General features: G+C 63.0%; 19 protein-coding genes. 9 read left to right on the top strand and 10 right to left on the bottom strand.

The features are described 5' to 3' along the window. Position 1 precedes the first annotated feature (1 nt). From CFR79_RS06040 to CFR79_RS06030, 3 genes are all read left to right on the top strand, one after another. Positions 2-502: an MmcB family DNA repair protein gene (locus tag CFR79_RS06040; protein ID WP_110547248.1), complete on the top strand. Its 501-nt coding sequence runs from the start codon at positions 2-4 to the stop codon at positions 500-502. A gap of 25 nt (positions 503-527) precedes the next feature. Further along, positions 528-1,313 (top strand): inositol monophosphatase family protein, encoded by a 786-nt coding sequence (locus CFR79_RS06035; protein ID WP_102324300.1) that lies wholly within the window; start codon positions 528-530, stop codon positions 1,311-1,313. Between the two features lie 128 nt (positions 1,314-1,441). After that, on the top strand, positions 1,442-2,269 hold the full coding sequence (locus CFR79_RS06030) for a lipid-binding SYLF domain-containing protein (protein ID WP_456305869.1): 828 nt from the start codon (positions 1,442-1,444) through the stop codon (positions 2,267-2,269). 38 nt (positions 2,270-2,307) lie between these two features. Here the strand turns inward: CFR79_RS06030 and mltG are convergent, their stop codons facing one another. The 10 genes from mltG to CFR79_RS05980 form a co-directional block, all read right to left on the bottom strand. Continuing rightward, positions 2,308-3,312, bottom strand: coding sequence for an endolytic transglycosylase MltG (mltG, locus tag CFR79_RS06025; protein WP_110547247.1), 1,005 nt, complete (start codon positions 3,310-3,312; stop codon positions 2,308-2,310). A 49-nt stretch (positions 3,313-3,361) separates the two neighbouring features. Next, positions 3,362-4,645, bottom strand: coding sequence for a beta-ketoacyl-ACP synthase II (fabF, locus tag CFR79_RS06020; RefSeq protein ID WP_110547246.1), 1,284 nt, complete (start codon positions 4,643-4,645; stop codon positions 3,362-3,364). 75 nt (positions 4,646-4,720) lie between these two features. Continuing rightward, positions 4,721-4,960, bottom strand: a complete 240-nt coding sequence (locus CFR79_RS06015) for an acyl carrier protein (protein WP_003618476.1) — start codon at positions 4,958-4,960, stop codon at positions 4,721-4,723. 256 nt (positions 4,961-5,216) lie between these two features. Next, positions 5,217-5,972 carry a 3-oxoacyl-[acyl-carrier-protein] reductase gene (gene fabG / locus CFR79_RS06010; protein ID WP_102324304.1) on the bottom strand — a complete coding sequence of 252 codons (756 nt, stop codon included), beginning with the start codon at positions 5,970-5,972 and terminating at the stop codon, positions 5,217-5,219. Positions 5,973-6,038: 66 nt separating this feature from the next. Further along, positions 6,039-7,010: an ACP S-malonyltransferase gene (gene fabD, locus CFR79_RS06005; RefSeq protein ID WP_102324305.1), complete on the bottom strand. Its 972-nt coding sequence runs from the start codon at positions 7,008-7,010 to the stop codon at positions 6,039-6,041. A gap of 75 nt (positions 7,011-7,085) precedes the next feature. Continuing rightward, the gene (locus CFR79_RS06000; protein ID WP_110547245.1) at positions 7,086-7,610 is read right to left on the bottom strand and encodes a YdcF family protein; all 525 of its coding nucleotides are present in this window, start codon (positions 7,608-7,610) and stop codon (positions 7,086-7,088) included. Positions 7,611-7,615: 5 nt separating this feature from the next. Continuing rightward, positions 7,616-8,893: a class I SAM-dependent methyltransferase gene (locus CFR79_RS05995; RefSeq protein WP_408884561.1), complete on the bottom strand. Its 1,278-nt coding sequence runs from the start codon at positions 8,891-8,893 to the stop codon at positions 7,616-7,618. A gap of 12 nt (positions 8,894-8,905) precedes the next feature. Next, a complete protein-coding gene (locus tag CFR79_RS05990; RefSeq protein WP_110547243.1) occupies positions 8,906-9,664 on the bottom strand; it encodes a glycine betaine ABC transporter substrate-binding protein in 759 nt (252 codons plus the stop codon). A 35-nt stretch (positions 9,665-9,699) separates the two neighbouring features. Beyond that, a complete protein-coding gene (locus CFR79_RS05985) occupies positions 9,700-10,338 on the bottom strand; it encodes a Dabb family protein (RefSeq protein WP_110547242.1) in 639 nt (212 codons plus the stop codon). 37 nt (positions 10,339-10,375) lie between these two features. Next, positions 10,376-11,200, bottom strand: a complete 825-nt coding sequence (locus CFR79_RS05980; protein ID WP_110547241.1) for an acyl-ACP desaturase — start codon at positions 11,198-11,200, stop codon at positions 10,376-10,378. A 179-nt stretch (positions 11,201-11,379) separates the two neighbouring features. Here CFR79_RS05980 and sucC point away from each other — a divergent pair, with 179 nt between their 5' ends. From sucC to CFR79_RS05950, 6 genes are all read left to right on the top strand, one after another. Further along, positions 11,380-12,579 carry an ADP-forming succinate--CoA ligase subunit beta gene (gene sucC, locus CFR79_RS05975; RefSeq protein WP_102324311.1) on the top strand — a complete coding sequence of 400 codons (1,200 nt, stop codon included), beginning with the start codon at positions 11,380-11,382 and terminating at the stop codon, positions 12,577-12,579. A 4-nt stretch (positions 12,580-12,583) separates the two neighbouring features. Then, complete coding sequence (gene sucD, locus CFR79_RS05970; RefSeq protein WP_110547240.1) at positions 12,584-13,456, top strand: succinate--CoA ligase subunit alpha; 873 nt, start codon at positions 12,584-12,586, stop codon at positions 13,454-13,456. Between the two features lie 111 nt (positions 13,457-13,567). After that, complete coding sequence (bioB, locus tag CFR79_RS05965; RefSeq protein ID WP_110547239.1) at positions 13,568-14,587, top strand: biotin synthase BioB; 1,020 nt, start codon at positions 13,568-13,570, stop codon at positions 14,585-14,587. Positions 14,588-14,670: 83 nt separating this feature from the next. Continuing rightward, positions 14,671-15,306, top strand: coding sequence for a 7-carboxy-7-deazaguanine synthase (gene queE, locus CFR79_RS05960; RefSeq protein WP_110547238.1), 636 nt, complete (start codon positions 14,671-14,673; stop codon positions 15,304-15,306). Between the two features lie 2 nt (positions 15,307-15,308). Further along, positions 15,309-16,046 (top strand): 7-cyano-7-deazaguanine synthase QueC, encoded by a 738-nt coding sequence (gene queC, locus CFR79_RS05955; RefSeq protein ID WP_102324315.1) that lies wholly within the window; start codon positions 15,309-15,311, stop codon positions 16,044-16,046. Then, positions 16,039-16,566, top strand: coding sequence for a 6-pyruvoyl trahydropterin synthase family protein (locus CFR79_RS05950; protein ID WP_110547237.1), 528 nt, complete (start codon positions 16,039-16,041; stop codon positions 16,564-16,566). The genes queC and CFR79_RS05950 overlap by 8 nt, the downstream gene beginning before the upstream one ends. Positions 16,567-16,580 lie beyond the last annotated feature (14 nt).

The raw sequence follows: 16,580 nt of genomic DNA, 5'->3' as shown, positions 1-16,580 counted from the left end.
CATGCTTCGCCCTTCCGCGCCGCAGGTCCAGTCAGCCATCCGCACTGGCGCCAGCCAGCTATGCAGGCTGCATGGATGGGCGGTCTTGCATGAATTCATCCTGCCGGACCGCAGGCGCGCGGATATCATGGCCCTGACACCGGAAGGCCGCCTGATCTGTATCGAAATCAAGTCGGGCCTGCCTGATTTCCGTGCCGACCATAAATGGCAGGACTACCTGCCATGGTGCGACGAGATGTATTTTGCGGTCAATCACGACTTCCCCCGTGCGGTCCTGCCTGAAAACACCGGCCTTATCATTGCCGCGACCGGCAGCAGTCGCGCCGGGGAGGAAACCTGCATTGACTGTGCGATCATACGCCCTGCGCCGACCGCTCCCCTCGCCCCGGCGCGCAGGCGGCGGCTGACGCTGCAGTTTGCGCTACAGGCTGCATACCGTCTGGGTCAGATGGAAATGCCACAGGTGGAACAGGCGGTAAAAACGGCATTACGTGTAGACTAGATTTCTGACAGGAGAGATTACCCCGATGACACAGGCAATTCTGACCCGCTTTGAAGCCGCACGTTCGGTCGTGCGCGATGCCGCCGCGCTGGCCATGAAAATGCGTCCGGCCCCCGGCGGCCCCAAGGGTACCCAGAAAAGTGCGCAGGACTGGCTGACCGAAACGGACGGGGCGGTGGAATCCTTCATTTCGGAACGAATCGGTGCCCTGTTCCCACAGGACGGTTTTCAGGGTGAAGAAGAAGGGCGCACCCGGACCGGCAGCCTGCGCTGGGTCGTGGACCCGATCGATGGCACGTCCAACTACGCGCGCGGGCGCAACCGGTGGTGCATATCGCTGGGCCTGATGGATGGTGACACGCCTGTCGCCGGCATTATTGAAGCCCCTGCGCTGGGCGAAACCTATACGGCGGTGCGGGGTCACGGGGCTTTCCTTAACGGACAGCGTATCCATGCCTCCCCCGTAACCGACACCGCATCCTCCCTGATCGAGATGGGGTGGAGCAACCGCGTTCCGCCCGGCGTGTTCCAGGAAAAGATTGACGCCATCCTCAACCTTGGGGCCATGCCACGTTCGGGTGGTTCAGGGGCCATCGCGCTGGCGGAAGTCGCATGCGGGCGGCAGGACGGCTATCTGGAAATCCGCATCAACCTGTGGGATGTGGCGGCTGCCCTTGTGCTGCTGGAAGAAGCCGGTGCGCGTGTCTCCCCCTTCCTGCGCGATGGCGGTCTTACGGACGGCATCAGCATTCTTGCTGCCGCCCCCGGTATTGCCGATGCCCTGTCGGATGCGGTTGGGGTATCCTTTTAACCACGACGAATATATTCGCCCCGATGGGCTTGCCTAAGCGGCCATGATTCAGCCATGAAAACGGACCACTCCAAAGCACGGGCCGTTTGGGTGAATCTGCCGTTACGAATCGGAAGGGGAGGACGGGTTTGAAGACGTTTCATCTTATCAGGACATCACTCGCCACTCTGGCCCTTATGATGCCCCTGCATGCAGCCTTCGCGGCCAGCATGGAAGAAGAACAGAGTCTGGTTGACCGCGCCACCCTGACCGTGCGTGACATGTTCTCCACCGCGACGGCGGGCAGCAAGGTGACACGCTATCTTGCCGATTCACGCGGCGTAATCATCTGCCCATCGGTCTTCCGCATGTCGATCGCCTTTGGCGGCGGCGGCGGTGGATGTGTTTTCCTGACGCGCGATGCCCATGGATCATGGTCCGATCCGGCATTCTACCGCATGTCATCCGCCAATTTTGGCCTTCAGTTCGGCATGCAGGATGTGGAAGTCATGCTGTTCGTCATGACCGATCAGGGCGTGCAGTCCCTGCTGGACAGCCAGATGAAGCTGAGCGCGGACGTGGGAACCTCCTTCGCATCGTCTGGCTCCGGGCTGGAAGCCGGCACGGCGGGCGAACACAACACGTCCATCAAGGGCGTGCAGAAGTCCAAGGGGCTGTTCGCCGGGGCCGCGATTGGCGGGTCCAAGATGCGGGTAAACAGCCCTGCCAACCGCGCCTACTATAACCAGATTGTCGGGCCGGAAGACATTGTGGTGTCGATGCGGGTCAACAATTCAGGCGCCGACCCGCTACGCGCCGCCCTGAGCGAGGTCCTGACCACGGCACAGGCCCGACCGGACAGGAACGGCCAGACCACAACGCCTGCCGCAGCAGCCACCCATGGCAGCGCCGACACACTCCCCATGAACACCGCCCCTACGGGCGCGGTTACGAGCCAGAGCCTGCCGCCACAGTAACTGTCGGTATTTCCTGATTATCTATAGCAGGCAGTCCGCTATTTTTTAGGCTGGACTGCCTGTTGGGCGTGCTTCGTGGCCCGGAAGACCGAAACATGCCGATTATGGTCACTCAGGGTGGATGCAAAATCATGTCCCCCATGACCGTTGGCCACGAAGTAAAGCTGGTCGCCCTGTGCAGGATGAGCCGCCGCGTAAAGCGAAGCCATACCCGGTGAACAGATCGGCCCCGGCGGCAGCCCCGTAATGACATAGGTATTGTAGGCGCTGGGCTGCAAAAGATCGGCATGCGACAGGGCGTGCCCAAGCGGCCCTGCCCCCTGATTAAGCCCGTATACCACGGTAGGGTCCGACTGAAGCCGCATGCCATCATGCAGGCGATTGAGGAAGACACGGGCTATGACAGGCCGCTCATCCGCAACAGCGGTTTCCCGCTCGATCATGGAAGCCAGAATCAGCAGGGCGTGCCGGTCCACAATGGCCGGGTCCACTTCACGGCCTTCCCATGCCTGATCCAGCGCGTGGTCCATCTCATGCTGCATGCGCGCAAGCATCTGCGCACGCGGCATGCCCCATTCATAATCGTATGTCAGGGGCATGACCGATCCCTCTGCCGGGAACGGAAAACTCCCTTCCATATACGGCGCGCGTTCCAGCAGGGTCGCCACCTGAATGGCGGACAGCCCCTCTGGTATGGTCAGCCTGTGTACGACCGGCTTGCCATGCCGCAGCACCAGCAGGACCTGACGGATGGATGCATGGGCGGGAAAGACCAGTTCGGCGGCATGAAACGCGCCGTCCACACGGGTCAGGGCGGTGGCGCCAGTGAAGACCCTGCGTGTCAGGCTGCCATCGTCCAGCACGCCAGCCTGTTGCAGGGTGGCCAGCACCTGCAGCGTGCCACCATGGGGAATTACAACCGTGCGTTGGTCCGTCAGCGGGCCGGGCGCATCATAATGCCGCAGCGCGACAAAGCTGATGCCCAGACCTGATACGACAAGCAGCAGGAATACCAGCCCCAGTGCTGCCAGAACCCTGCGCACGGTGTCTCCTTAACTTTTTTGAAGAAAGAGGTGCCCGCAGGCACCCCCGTCATACGCCGCGCAGGATCACGCTGGCGTTCGTCCCGCCAAAGCCGAAGCTGTTGGACAGGATGGTATCAATCCTGCGTTCCTGCGCCGTATGCGCAACGCGATCGATCACGCTCTCGCGCGAAGGATTGTCCAGATTGAGCGTCGGCGGTGCGACATTGTCGCGGATGGCGAGGATGGAATAGATCGCCTCGATCGCACCGGCAGCCCCGAGCAGATGCCCCGTAGCCGATTTGGTGGACGACATGGCCAGCTTGCGCGCATCATCGCCGAACAGACGCTCGACTGCTTCCAGTTCAAGGTCATCCGCCATGGTGGACGTGCCATGGGCGTTGACATACTGGATGTCCGCCGTGGTCAGCCCCGCGCTGCGAAGCGCGTTCTGCATGGCGCGATAGGCACCTTCATGCCCCGGTGCGGGCGCCGTGATGTGATGGGCGTCGCCGGACATACCGTAGCCGATCACCTCGGCATAGATCTTCGCGCCACGCGCCCTGGCGTGTTCGTATTCTTCCAGCACCACAATGCCGGAACCCTCACCCATAACGAACCCGTCGCGATCGCGGTCCCACGGACGCGACGCCTTTTCCGGCGTATCGTTGAAATGGGTGGAAAGGGCCTTGGCGGAACAGAACCCCGCAATGCCCAGCGGGCATACGGCGGCTTCCGCCCCACCCGCAACCATCACGTCCGCGTCATTGAGCATGATCATGCGGGCGGCATCGCCAATGGCATGGACACCGGTGGCGCATGCCGTGACGACCGAATGGTTCGGTCCCTTGAATCCGTATTTGATGGAGACATGCCCGGATACAAGATTGATCAGGGCGGACGGAATGAAGAAAGGCGACAGGCGACGGGCCCGACCTTCCTTTACCGTCACGGATGCCTCGTAGATGGTCTGGAGACCACCAATCCCGGCACCGATCATGACACCGGTGCGGCAGCGATCTTCTTCCGATTCCGGCTTCCAGCCCGAATCCTCGACCGCTTCGGTCGCGGCAACCAGACCCAGATGGATAAAGCGATCCATCTTTTTCTGGTCCTTGACCGGCACCCAGTCCGAAAGGGTCAGGCCGCCACTTCCCGTCGGCCCCGCGGGCACTTCGCCCGCGACCTGCGCCGGCAGGTCGGACGCATCGAACGCTGAAATACGGCCAAAGCCATTTTCCCCGGCCACCAGACGTGACCAGTTGCGCTCAACACCCAGTCCGAGAGGGCTGACAATGCCCATACCGGTTACGACAACGCGTCGCTGTCCAGATGTCAATCCGGTAGACTGCATCAACCCGTCCTGCTCCCTGAAAGTAACGATACCTGACTGAATTCGTATAATACCATGATCGGAACCAGAGGCCGATCAGGCAGCCTTCTGCTTCTCGATGTAGTCGATCGCGTCCTTGACGGTCGTGATCTTCTCGGCGGCGTCTTCAGGGATCTCGACGCTGAAAGCTTCCTCGAAAGCCATGACCAGTTCGACCGTATCCAGGCTGTCCGCGCCCAGATCGTCGATGAAAGACGCATCCGGGGTGACCTTGCTTTCGTCAACACCAAGGTGCTCGACTACGATCTTCTTAACCTTATCGGCGATTTCGCTCATCTGTCTCTGCTTCCTGTCTGCCCCTGAAAACCGGGCGGTTCGAAACGTGTTCGTCCTGTAACGTCCCTGAAAACCGGTAGTGCGTACCGGCCCTGCTTCGGACGAAGCTGCGGGCGATTAGCACGGTTTTGATGCCACCGCCAAGGCGGCGATTGCATTTCGTGTCCGTTCGCCCCGCAATTAGGGGGACAGCCGGGCTGTCAGGACTATCTTTTTTGTCACTTCAAGCCCGCTGTCCAGCAAAATATCACATCCGTCAGACCATCGCCATGCCGCCGTTGACGTGGAGGGTGGCCCCGGTAACCCATCCGGCCTCGTCCGAGGCAAGGTAGACCACGGCTGGCGCGATATCCTGCGGCTGGCCCATGCGGCCCAGCGGGATGGAACCCACCAGCTTTTCCTTCTGCGCATCGGGCAGCACGTCGGTCATGGCGGTCTGGACAAAACCGGGGGCGACGGTGTTCACGGTCACGCCGCGGCTGCCCGCTTCCTGCGCCAGCGACTTGCCCATGCCGATCATCCCGGCCTTGGCCGCCGCGTAATTGGCCTGCCCCGCATTGCCCGTCACCCCCACGACGGAGGCGATATTGACGATCCGTCCGGCCCGACGGCGCAGCATGCCCTTGAGTGCTGCGCGACACAGGCGGAAGGGGGCCGCCAGATCCACATCCAGTACGCGCTGCCAGTCATCATCCTTCATACGAATCGCAAGCGTATCGCGCGTCAGACCGGCATTGTTGACCAGAATGGCCAGCGGCGCGCCCGCCTTTTCCTCCGCGCTGGCAATCAGCGCATCAGCCGCGGCAGCATCCGACAGGTCGGCAGCACAGACATGCAGCCGCTCCGCCCCGCCCTGCTCGCCTATGCTGGCCGCCACGTCCTCCAGCACGCCCTGCCGTGTGCCAGACAGCACGACAACCGCCCCCTGTGCATGCAGCGCGCGGGCGATCTCGCGCCCGATTCCACCCGAAGCCCCGGTAACGAGCGCAACTTTTCCATCCAGCCTGAACATAATCCGTCTGTTCCCCTAACTATCCATCACCCGGACATGACCCGCGCATGCGCGGGGTTCCATTTTTTAGCGTGCAGCCAGAAAGGCCTCGATATCGGCAGGGGTCCCGACCGAACGGGTCGCGACATCGCCATTGATGCGGCGCACCAGTCCGGCCAGCACCTTGCCCGCGCCGATTTCGACAAAACTGTCGACACCCATGCCCACCATCGCCTCGACACTCTCGCGCCAGCGCACCGTGCCGGTAATCTGGCGCACCAGCAGGTCACGGATCATGTCCGGTCCCGTTACCTTGGCTGCCGTAACATTGGCCACAACGGGCACGACAGGCGCGTTGATGACGGCATCGGCAAGGGCTGCGCGCATTTCCTCTGCCGCCGGTTCCATCATGGAACAGTGGAAAGGTGCGGAAACCGGCAGTTTCAGCGCGCGCTTGATGCCCTGTTCCCTGGCGATGGCTATGATGCGGTCGATCGCCGCCATCTCGCCCGCCACGACCACCTGGCCGCCACCATTGTCGTTCGCGACCTCGATTACCTGCCGGTGCGTTCTGCCTGCCTCATCGGTGAAGTCGGCGGCTTCCGCGCACAGGCTGGCGGCGCGATCCATATCAACACCGATCAGCGCGGCCATCCCCCCCTTGCCGACCGGCACGGCCTTCTGCATCGCATTGCCCCGCACACGCAGCAGGCGTGCGGTCTGGGCGATACCCAGCGCGCCGGTTGCGGCAAGGGCGGAATATTCACCCAGCGAGTGACCGGCCACCAGCGCCACATCGCGCTTCATGTCCACGCCGCCTTCACGTTCCAGCACCCGCAGCACGGCGAGAGAAACCGCCATTAGGGCGGGCTGGGCGTTGTCGGTCCGGGTCAGGTCTTCCATCGGTCCTTCGAAAATGATCTTCGAAAGGTGCTGGCCCAGCGCGTCATCGACTTCCTGAAACACTTCCCGCGCAGGGGCGAATGCCTCGGCCAGATCGCGTCCCATCCCAACTGACTGACTTCCCTGACCGGGGAAAACAAAGGCTTGCACAGGCATGACTTCCATCCAGACTAGTAGTGTTTTTCAGATTACCCGCGTGATGCGGGTTGCGGCAGGCAGTGTCAATCATCATCACTTTTCCCGCCGCAGCAGGTGAACCGCCAGAAGCAGCGCATCCCATGGCAAGGCCGCCACCTCCCGCCCCCGCCAGAACCATCGCCTGCGCCAGTCCTGCGCGGCGGGTAGCCGTGGCGGCGGCACGGAGCGAACCCGCCATCCCATCATGCGCATGAGCAGCAGGCAGCGCGGCAGGTGATAGGCGCTGGTGGCGACAGCTACCGGCCCGACATGTCCACGCTGGCGCAACAGGCGTGAGCAGGCGAGGACGGATGCAAGGGTGTCGCGGGCCGTCTCCTCAGCCAGTATGACGTCGGGCGGCACCCCAGCCCCGACAAGCTGCCTTTCCATGACCGCGGCTTCTGTCAGGCCCGAAGGAAAGGATGGGCCGCCGGTGGGCATGTACATCACCCTGCCCTGCCCCATACCAAATACATACGCGGCTGCGACACGCATGCGCAGGGTACGCGTCGCCGTGCCATCAGGTCGCAGTCTTGCCCCGAATATGACCACGGGCAGAATGGCCGTATCCCGCGCCATCAGGATCAGTGCGGCGCGCGCAGAAGCACCCGGTTGAGCGATTCCAGCGTGGTGAACACCTGCGCCCATACTTTCGCGAACCGCGTGGCGGACAGGCCGCGTGTATCCATGATCGCCGCGATATCCCCCACTGTCCGTTCCCCATCAATCAGCGGCAGGATGCCCCGCGCCTGCGGTGGAAGGGGAATGGCGACCTGCAGGGTACCAAACGCGAAGGGCAGCCGATCATCCCCCCCCATCATGCGGGCCAGTTCGACGCCGGGTATCTCGCGCATAACGGGCACCGCATCCATTGCCAGGCCATTCGCGCGCTGTACGGGTTCGGATGCCCGACGCACATAGGCGACGTGGGTTGCCATATTGCCTGCGATATCCTCCGCCACGGCCTGACGGTCCCGTTCAGGCAGGGCCGCCACCCGTTCGCGCAGGCGCGGGTCCGCAAGCAGCAGGGCCGGATCGTAGCGCGCGGGTTCCATAAGGCATGTCGCAGCCAGTCCTGCCCGGTCCAGCAGGCCATGGAAGGCCGTGATGTCATAGGCCCGGTCGCGCGGGTTGAGCAGCAGGTCATACAGGCCGGCGTCACCTCCGGTCAGGTGATCGCCAAAATTGGTGTTCTGCCGCAGCCATGCCGTTGCGGGCAGATGCCGCATGACCCGCCGCGCGGTGTCCAGCCGCTGGGCAGGCATCTCCCCCACCGGGGCAAGGCGTTCGAGCGCGTCCTGCAGCATATAGACGCCCGTGCGCCCGTACGGGGCGTAAACCATAAGCCCCATACCGCCACCGGGGGCCAGAACGGCCTCAAGTGATGCCAGACCAGCATCCGGATCGGGCAGATGATGCAGCACGCCGCAGCAGTCGATGTAGTCAAACGGTCCCGGTGCGATCGCGCCAAGGTCCGCCAGATCGCCCTGCACGAAGCGCATGTTGTCCAGTCCGCGCACCTGCGCACGCGCACGGGCGGTATCAAGGGCTGCCGTGGAACGGTCCACGCACAGCACTTCCCCCTGCCGCCCCGCACGCGCCATATGGGTGGCCAGCATGATTGCGCCATCACCCGTACCGCACCCCGCGACCAGCACCCGCAACGGCAGGGATTGCGGGCGCATTGCACCGAAAACCCAGTAATCGATTTCCCGCAGGTGGCTGGGGCTGCCGATCAGCAGCCTGCCTTTTTCATCCCGCGGGTCACGCGCGGGATAGGGATACTGCTCGTACTGGGCCTGCAGGCCAGCGTCGCGCGTATCGCGGGCGCTGGCGTCATCCGTCATGGGGCTGGTTGTCATGGTTATCGGGTCTCAGCGCGGCAGCAGCTTGCCGCGCTGCCATGCCTCGGCAGCATCTTCGGCACTCATGCCTTCGGAACGCATGGCATGGTCCAGCGCGCTGACGACCTTGTTCCCCAGCGTCAGTTCATCGAGTTCGTCCATCAGGTCCGAATCCATTTCAGCCCGGATGGCGGAGCGCACCAGAATGCGGGCATCCTGTTCCGCGCCATAGGCCCCCTTGGGATCATCAAGCTGGATCAGGCGGTTACCGTAATGCAGGAAGGAAGGCTGCCAGGCAGGAATGATTTCCGGCAGGCCGCTTTCCAGAATATGGGCGGCATGATCAAAAGCTTCCGCATCCGGACGGGCGGCAATGGTGAAGCCTGCTTCCGTCAGGTTATAGGCCGCGACAACCTGACGCACCCGATCCAGAACGGAAGCCGGGGTCACGATTTCCCGCCCGACCGCGCCGCCATCCGTTGCAAGCTGCGCCAGTGAGGTCATGCCGCACGCCGCGGCTTCCGGCAGGGACCAGCCAAAGGCGGGACGGTAAAGCTGGCCGAAAGCCTGCATGCCCAGTTCCGGGGCCAGGAAGGCCGCATCAACATCCGGCAGCCATGCGGATACGAACAGGTCCACATCGCCACGGCGGACATGTTCCTCCATTTCCGCGCGGGGCGCCGATACATATTCTATTTCAAGATCATAGGCTTCCAGCACGCGTGCCACGGCTGCGGCCGATGCCTGCTGCACGGACGTATCCAGATGCCCGAGGGTCACGGTTGTCATGTAATCTCAACTCCTTGAAGGGGATGCGCGGCCTGTCAGCCCTGCAGTTGGGGAACCTGCACACGTCCCGTACGAACCGGCGCCTTGCGCGGGACGGATTTGGGGGGAATGGCGTAGTCAAACACGACAGTCGCGATGACATACGGCGCTGCGAATTTCTTGAATGCCTCATGCGCCGGGTCGAAATAGGCAGGATCGGTCACCACCGGGCGGCCAACATAGTAGTTTCGGTCCCCTTCGGAACGGAAGGTGACAAGGAATGCCTGCTGCAGTCCCTCATCCACCCCTTCCCCGCTGATCTGCGCGCCGGTTTCGATTGCCGCGACAACGGGGGAGCCATCCTCCCGCCGCGAGATCTGACCCAGCGCCATGAACCGCCGCACCACTTCCGCCCGCTGCGCGTCGGTAATGGTGGGCAGGAAACGGAACAGGACGATATGACGCACCGTGCCGGGATGGAAGCCTGCAGACGTAAAGACACGCAGCCCGATCTGGGATGCCATGAGCCGTTCCGCACGCGTGGCGTCGCTGATCTGCTCCGCCGCCACGTTGCCCGTTGCCCCCGCGGCCGGGGCGGAAGCCGGGGCTGTATCCGCATGAAGCGGCCCGGCGAATGAAAAACAGCCTGCTGCGAAAAGGGTGGCACCAACGGTATTTGTAAACTGAAGCTTCATCCTGCCTGTCTTTATTCCTGTATTGGGGTGGCGACCATCATGCCGTGGCCATAAGGCGCGCGAATTTGCGCTGGCGCATGCGCAGCAGGTGATACACCACCCTGGCGATCAGCGCATGCAGCCGACCATGGGGCGCCCACCCGATCGTCTTGAGGATCATCCCCGTCACCCGCACCGCGTGGCGCGGCTGATAGAACCGCAATGCGCGCGACATGTAGGCCGCGATGCAGCGTTTGTGGTCATAGGGCATGCCGGGCGGTTCGTTGGTGGTGTGGAAGGCGGAGGCCAGTTCGTCGTCCTCGCTTTCCGTAACCCGGCCCAGCGCAATGCGCGTGCGCTGCCAGACGCCCAGATGCTCGCGCTGCAGGTAGCGGTGCATATGATCGTAGAACAGCTTGAAATGCCGGTATTCATCCGCCGCGATCTGCTTGCAGATTGCCTTGAGCAGCGGTTCCTCCGTCGCATCGGCCAGCGCGGTATAAAAAGACGACGTACCCGTTTCCACCATGCAGCGCGCGATCAGTTCCCCCGTCCGCGACCCCCTGATGGACGCATCCACGTCCAGATCCAGCCGGTAGGACTGCCGGTACCGCTCGAACGCCGCCATGTAATCCCATGACGGATCGGCCATCATGGCCCACCGCCCCAGGGCATCGCCGTGCTGTACTTCTTCCTGCGCCCAGTTATCCGCCGCCTGGCTGAAATCGGGATCATCGGCAAAGACGTTCTTCAGGTATTGGGCGTAGTCAAGACCATTACGCTCGACAACCGATGCGGCCTTGATCAACGGGACAATATCGGGGTCCACCCGCTGCGGGTCGAAACGGTCCCAGTTCATCTGTTCAATGCGCCAGTGTTTCATCGCAACCTGTCTTCTGTCTCTTCTCCACCATGGCGCATAACGCACGCCCCTGCCGGGAAGGACATGACACATGTTTCATCTTTACGCCAATCCCGCGCCTGCCCCCTGTCATAGCGGGCGCATATCGTGCTAGGGGCGTTGCCCGACACCGCTAATAAGAAAGACAGATTGGGTCGCACATGAACATTCACGAATATCAGGCAAAGGCGCTGCTGCGCTCCTACGGCATGCCCGTGCCTGAAGGACGTGCTGCCACCACCACGGATGAAGCCATCGCCGCCGCCCGCGCGCTGGATGCTGCTGTTACCGTGGTCAAGGCACAGATCCACGCCGGCGGCCGGGGTGCCGGACATTTTGCCGACAGGCCCGAAGGCAAGGGCGGCGTACGTCTGGCCCGCAGCATCGAAGACGTTGCGGATGCGGCCGAAGCCATGCTGGGTTCGGTGCTGGTTACGCGCCAGACCGGGCCTGCGGGCCGTCTGGTGCGCACGCTGTATGTCGAATCCGGCTGCGACATCGCGCGCGAACTGTATTTTTCCATGCTGGTGGACCGCTCGACCGGTCGGCTGGTCATCGTGGCCTCGCCTGACGGCGGCATGGAAATCGAGGAAGTCGCGGCGAACACGCCCGAGCGCATCTTCAAGGAAAGCATCGACCCGGCAAAGGGCCTGTGCGATTACCAGTCGCGTGACCTTGCCGTGCGCCTTGGCCTGAAGGGCCGTGAAATCCGCGCCTTCCAGAACGTGGTGCGTGCGGCCTATACCGCCTTTACCGGACTTGACGCCGCGATCGTGGAAATCAACCCGCTGGTCGTGACCGGTGCGGGCGACCTGCTGGCGCTGGACGCGAAGATGTCATTCGATGACAATGCCCTGTTCCGCCATCCCGCCCTGGCCGAACTGCGTGACGAGAACGAGGAAGACCCTCGCGAACGCGAAGCCGCCGAATACGGGCTGGCCTATGTCGGTCTGGACGGCAATATCGGCTGCATGGTCAATGGCGCAGGCCTTGCCATGGCGACGATGGACATCATCAAGATGGAAGGCGAGGAACCGGCCAACTTCCTTGATGTCGGTGGCGGTGCGTCGAAGGAACGCGTTGCAGCGGCCTTCCGCATCCTGATCGCCGACCCCAAGGTACGCGGCATCCTTGTCAACATCTTCGGCGGCATCATGCGCTGCGACGTGATTGCGGAAGCCATCATCGCCGCGTCGCACGAAACCGGCCTGAATGTACCGCTGGTCGTGCGTCTGGCAGGCACGAATGTCGAACGCGGCAAGGCGCTGCTGGCTGAATCCGGCCTGACCATCATCCCCGCTGACGATCTGGGCGATGCCGCGCGCAAGATCGTATCCGCCGTCCGTAATGCCGGAGCCTGAGTGAATGTCCATTCTTGTCAACAGTTCCACCAAGGTGATTACGCAGGGCTTTACCGGCGCGCAGGGCACCTTCCATACCGAACAGGCCATCGCCTACGGCACCCGCATGGTTGGCGGCGTGACGCCGGGCAAGGGGGACAGCCTTCACCTCGGCCTGCCGGTATTTGATACCGTAAGGCAGGCGCGTGAAGCCACGGGGGCCGATGCCTCCGTCATCTACGTGCCGCCCGCCGGTGCAGCCGACGCCATTCTGGAGGCGATCGCCGCTGGCATCCCCCTGATCGTGTGCATCACCGAAGGCATCCCGGTGCAGGACATGGTGCGCGTGCGCGCAGCCCTGGAATGTTCCGAAAGCCTGCTGATCGGCCCGAACTGCCCCGGCATCATCACGCCTGATGAATGCAAGATCGGCATCATGCCCGGCCCGATCCATCGCCGTGGCCATGTGGGCATCGTCTCGCGCTCCGGCACCCTGACATATGAGGCCGTGGCCCAGACTTCCGCCATCGGGCAGGGGCAGAGCACCTGTGTCGGCATTGGCGGCGATCCGGTCAAGGGCATGGACTTCACCGATGTACTGGAACGCATGATCGCGGACCCGGACACGCATTCCATCGTCATGATTGGCGAAATCGGCGGCACGTCCGAGATCGAAGGCGCCGAACTGATCCGCGCCAGCGGCACGCGCAAGCCGGTCGTGGGCTTCATCGCGGGCGCCACTGCCCCTCCGGGCCGGCGCATGGGCCATGCGGGGGCCGTGATTACCGGTGGCCACGAGACCGCCAGCGCGAAGATCGAGGCCCTGCGTGAAGCCGGTATCCATGTCGCCCCCAGCCCGGCGGAACTGGGCACGACACTGGCGCGCGTTCTGGGCTGATCCCTTCTTCCGGCAATGACCCCATAACGATAAAAGTGTGGTCATTGCCGGTTTTGTATGGCACAGCCAGAACGGTTTTCCACCCCCTGACCGCCAGAGGATACCCGACCGATGCCCGACGGGAGCAGCCCGGACACCCTTCACGCGCCTGCCAGCGCCACCAGCCTGCCCCCGGTAAGGACGGACTGGACGCGCGATGAAGTCGCGGCCCTTATGGCCCTGCCCTTCCCCGACCTGATCTATCGGGCGCAGACGGTCCACCGCGCGCGGTTCGACCCCACGGAAATGCAGATTTCCACCCTGCTGTCGATCAAGACGGGTGGCTGCCCGGAAGACTGCGCCTACTGCCCGCAGAGTGCGATGCACGAGGACGGCGGCGTCAAGGCCAGCCGCCTCATGGCCGTGGAAGAAGTGCTGAAGGAAGCCCGCGCCGCCAAGGCTGCCGGGGCCGCACGCTTCTGCATGGGGGCCGCGTGGCGCAGCCCGAAGGAACATGACCTGGAAACCGTGTGCGCCATGGTGGAAGGGGTCAAGGAACTGGGGCTGGAAAGCTGCGTGACGCTGGGCATGCTCGACAACAGGCAGGCGCACAGGCTGAAATCCGCGGGGCTGGACTACTACAACCACAACATCGATACCTCGCCTGAATATTATGGCGACATCATCTCCACCCGCACGTTTCAGGATCGTCTTGATACGCTGGAAAACGTGCGTGATGCCGGTATCAATGTCTGCTGTGGCGGTATTGTCGGCATGGGGGAAGACACCACGGACCGCGCTGGCATGATCGCAGCCCTTGCCAGCCTGCCCCGTCATCCCGAAAGCGTGCCCATCAACATGCTGGTCCGGGTGGAAGGCACGCCACTGGCCAAAAACACCGATGAAACGGTGGACCCGATTGAATTCGTGCGCACCATCGCCGCCGCCCGCATCACCATGCCCGCCAGCCGGGTACGACTGGCCGCCGGGCGTGAGGACATGACGGACGAAGCGCAGACACTGTGCTTCCTTGCGGGCGCCAACTCCATTTTCTATGGCGAGCGCCTGTTGACGACGCCAAACCCCGCCGCCACGCGCGACCGGCAGTTGCTTGACCGGCTGGGCATGCATACATCCGATCAACACGGCTAACCCGACGCAGCCGGGCGCGGGACCGGCTGGGACATTTCCCGTGCTGGTCCCCTGCTGGCCGCGCGTAATACGAAATCTGGAATATGTCCTACACCGTAAAGGAAATCTTCCCCACCCTTCAGGGTGAAGGGGCGCAGGCGGGCCGCACGGCGGTATTCTGCCGCTTTGCGGGATGTAACTTGTGGTCCGGTCTGGAACGCGACCGGGCGCAGGCGACCTGCCGGTTCTGCGATACCGATTTCATCGGCACCGATGGCGTCAATGGCGGTCGTTTTGCGGACGCGGCACAGCTTGCGGATGCGATCAGCCGGGCCTGGCCCGTGCCGGATACCGGACCGGCCTTTGTCGTCTTTACCGGCGGTGAACCGCTGCTTCAGCTTGATGATGCGCTGATTGCCGCCATGCATGCCCGTGGTTTTGAAATCGCGGTGGAAACCAACGGCACCCTGCCCGCGCCCACCGGCATCGACTGGGTCTGTGTCAGCCCGAAGGCGGGCGCGCCACTGGTGCAGAAAAGCGGCGATGAACTGAAACTGGTCTATCCGCAGCCTGACCTGCTACCGGAGCAGGTGGCGGATCTGAACTTCCGTCAGTTCTGGCTACAGCCGATGGATAACGCCGAACGCAACCACAATACCGCCGCCGCGGTTGACTACTGCATGCATCATCCGCAATGGCGTCTGTCATTGCAGACCCACAAGCTGATCGGGATACCCTGAGCATGAGCGTTCCCCCTCCCCCCTCCCGCCCTGAAAACGAAGCCGCACTGGTCCTGTTCTCCGGTGGTCAGGATTCGGCCACATGTCTTGCATGGGCGCTTTCGCGTTTTGGCCGGGTGGAAACGCTGGGGTTCGATTATGGCCAGCGCCACGCGGTCGAACTGGAATGCCGCACCGCGCTGCGCGATGGCATGGCGATCGAAAATCCGGACTGGGCCGCACGCCTGGGCGCGGATCACACGCTTGACCTTGCCGCCCTTGGCACCGTATCGGACACCGCCCTGACGCGGGAGGCGGAGATCGCCCTGACCGAAGGCGGCCTGCCCAACACCTTCGTGCCGGGACGCAACATCATTTTCCTGACCTTTGCCGCTGCACTCGCGGCACGGCGCAATATCCGCCATATCGTGACCGGCGTGTGCGAGACGGATTATTCCGGCTATCCGGACTGCCGGGACGATACGATGAAGTCGCTTCAGGTCACGCTCAATCTGGGCATGGACAGCCATTACATAATCCATACCCCGCTCATGTGGATCGACAAGGCCGAAACATGGGATCTTGCCCTTCAGCTTGGAGGCAACGCGCTGGTCCGCCTGATCAACCATGAAAGCCATAGCTGTTACCTTGGCACGCGCGGCACGCTGCACGCGTGGGGACATGGGTGCGGAACATGCCCGGCCTGCCAGTTGCGCAAGGCGGGATGGGAACGGTTCGTGGCACAACATCCCCATGTTTGAACTGGTCTTTACCCGGCGCTTTTCCATGGCGCACCGGTTGCTGGCGGGGGAGAGCGAACGCTGTGCCCTGCCGCATGGTCATAACGAATACGTCCGCGTCAGCCTGCGCGCCACGAATCCCGGCGTACTGGACGGCCACACCAATATGGTCCTGCCGTTCCAGCGCGCAAAGGAAACATGGCACCGCTTCATCGATGAACAGGTCGATCACGCGCTGCAACTGTCCGAACATGATCCCCTGCTGGACTGGTTCGGCAGGAACGAACCACAGCGCGCGCGGCGCATACTGGTAACACCGGGCGACCCGACGACGGAACTGCTGGCCTGCCTGCTGATGGCCAAGCTGAATGCTTTCCTTGCCGATGATGGCGGCCTGCTGACCTGCGCCAGCATCGAGATCGAGGAAACACCCACCAACACAGTCCGGTACACCGGCAATCCGTTTGCGGTGCTGCCGCAGCCGCGCCCCGCCCCGAAATGCTGGTGGCGACGTGCGGACATGACCATTGCCGATACCTGATCCCCTTTCCTGAA

It is taken from the genome of Komagataeibacter saccharivorans (assembly GCF_003207825.1).
Lineage (GTDB): Bacteria > Pseudomonadota > Alphaproteobacteria > Acetobacterales > Acetobacteraceae > Komagataeibacter > Komagataeibacter saccharivorans.
The sequence above is the reverse complement of the archived record's forward strand: the minus strand, read 5'-3'. Positions and strand labels throughout refer to the sequence as shown.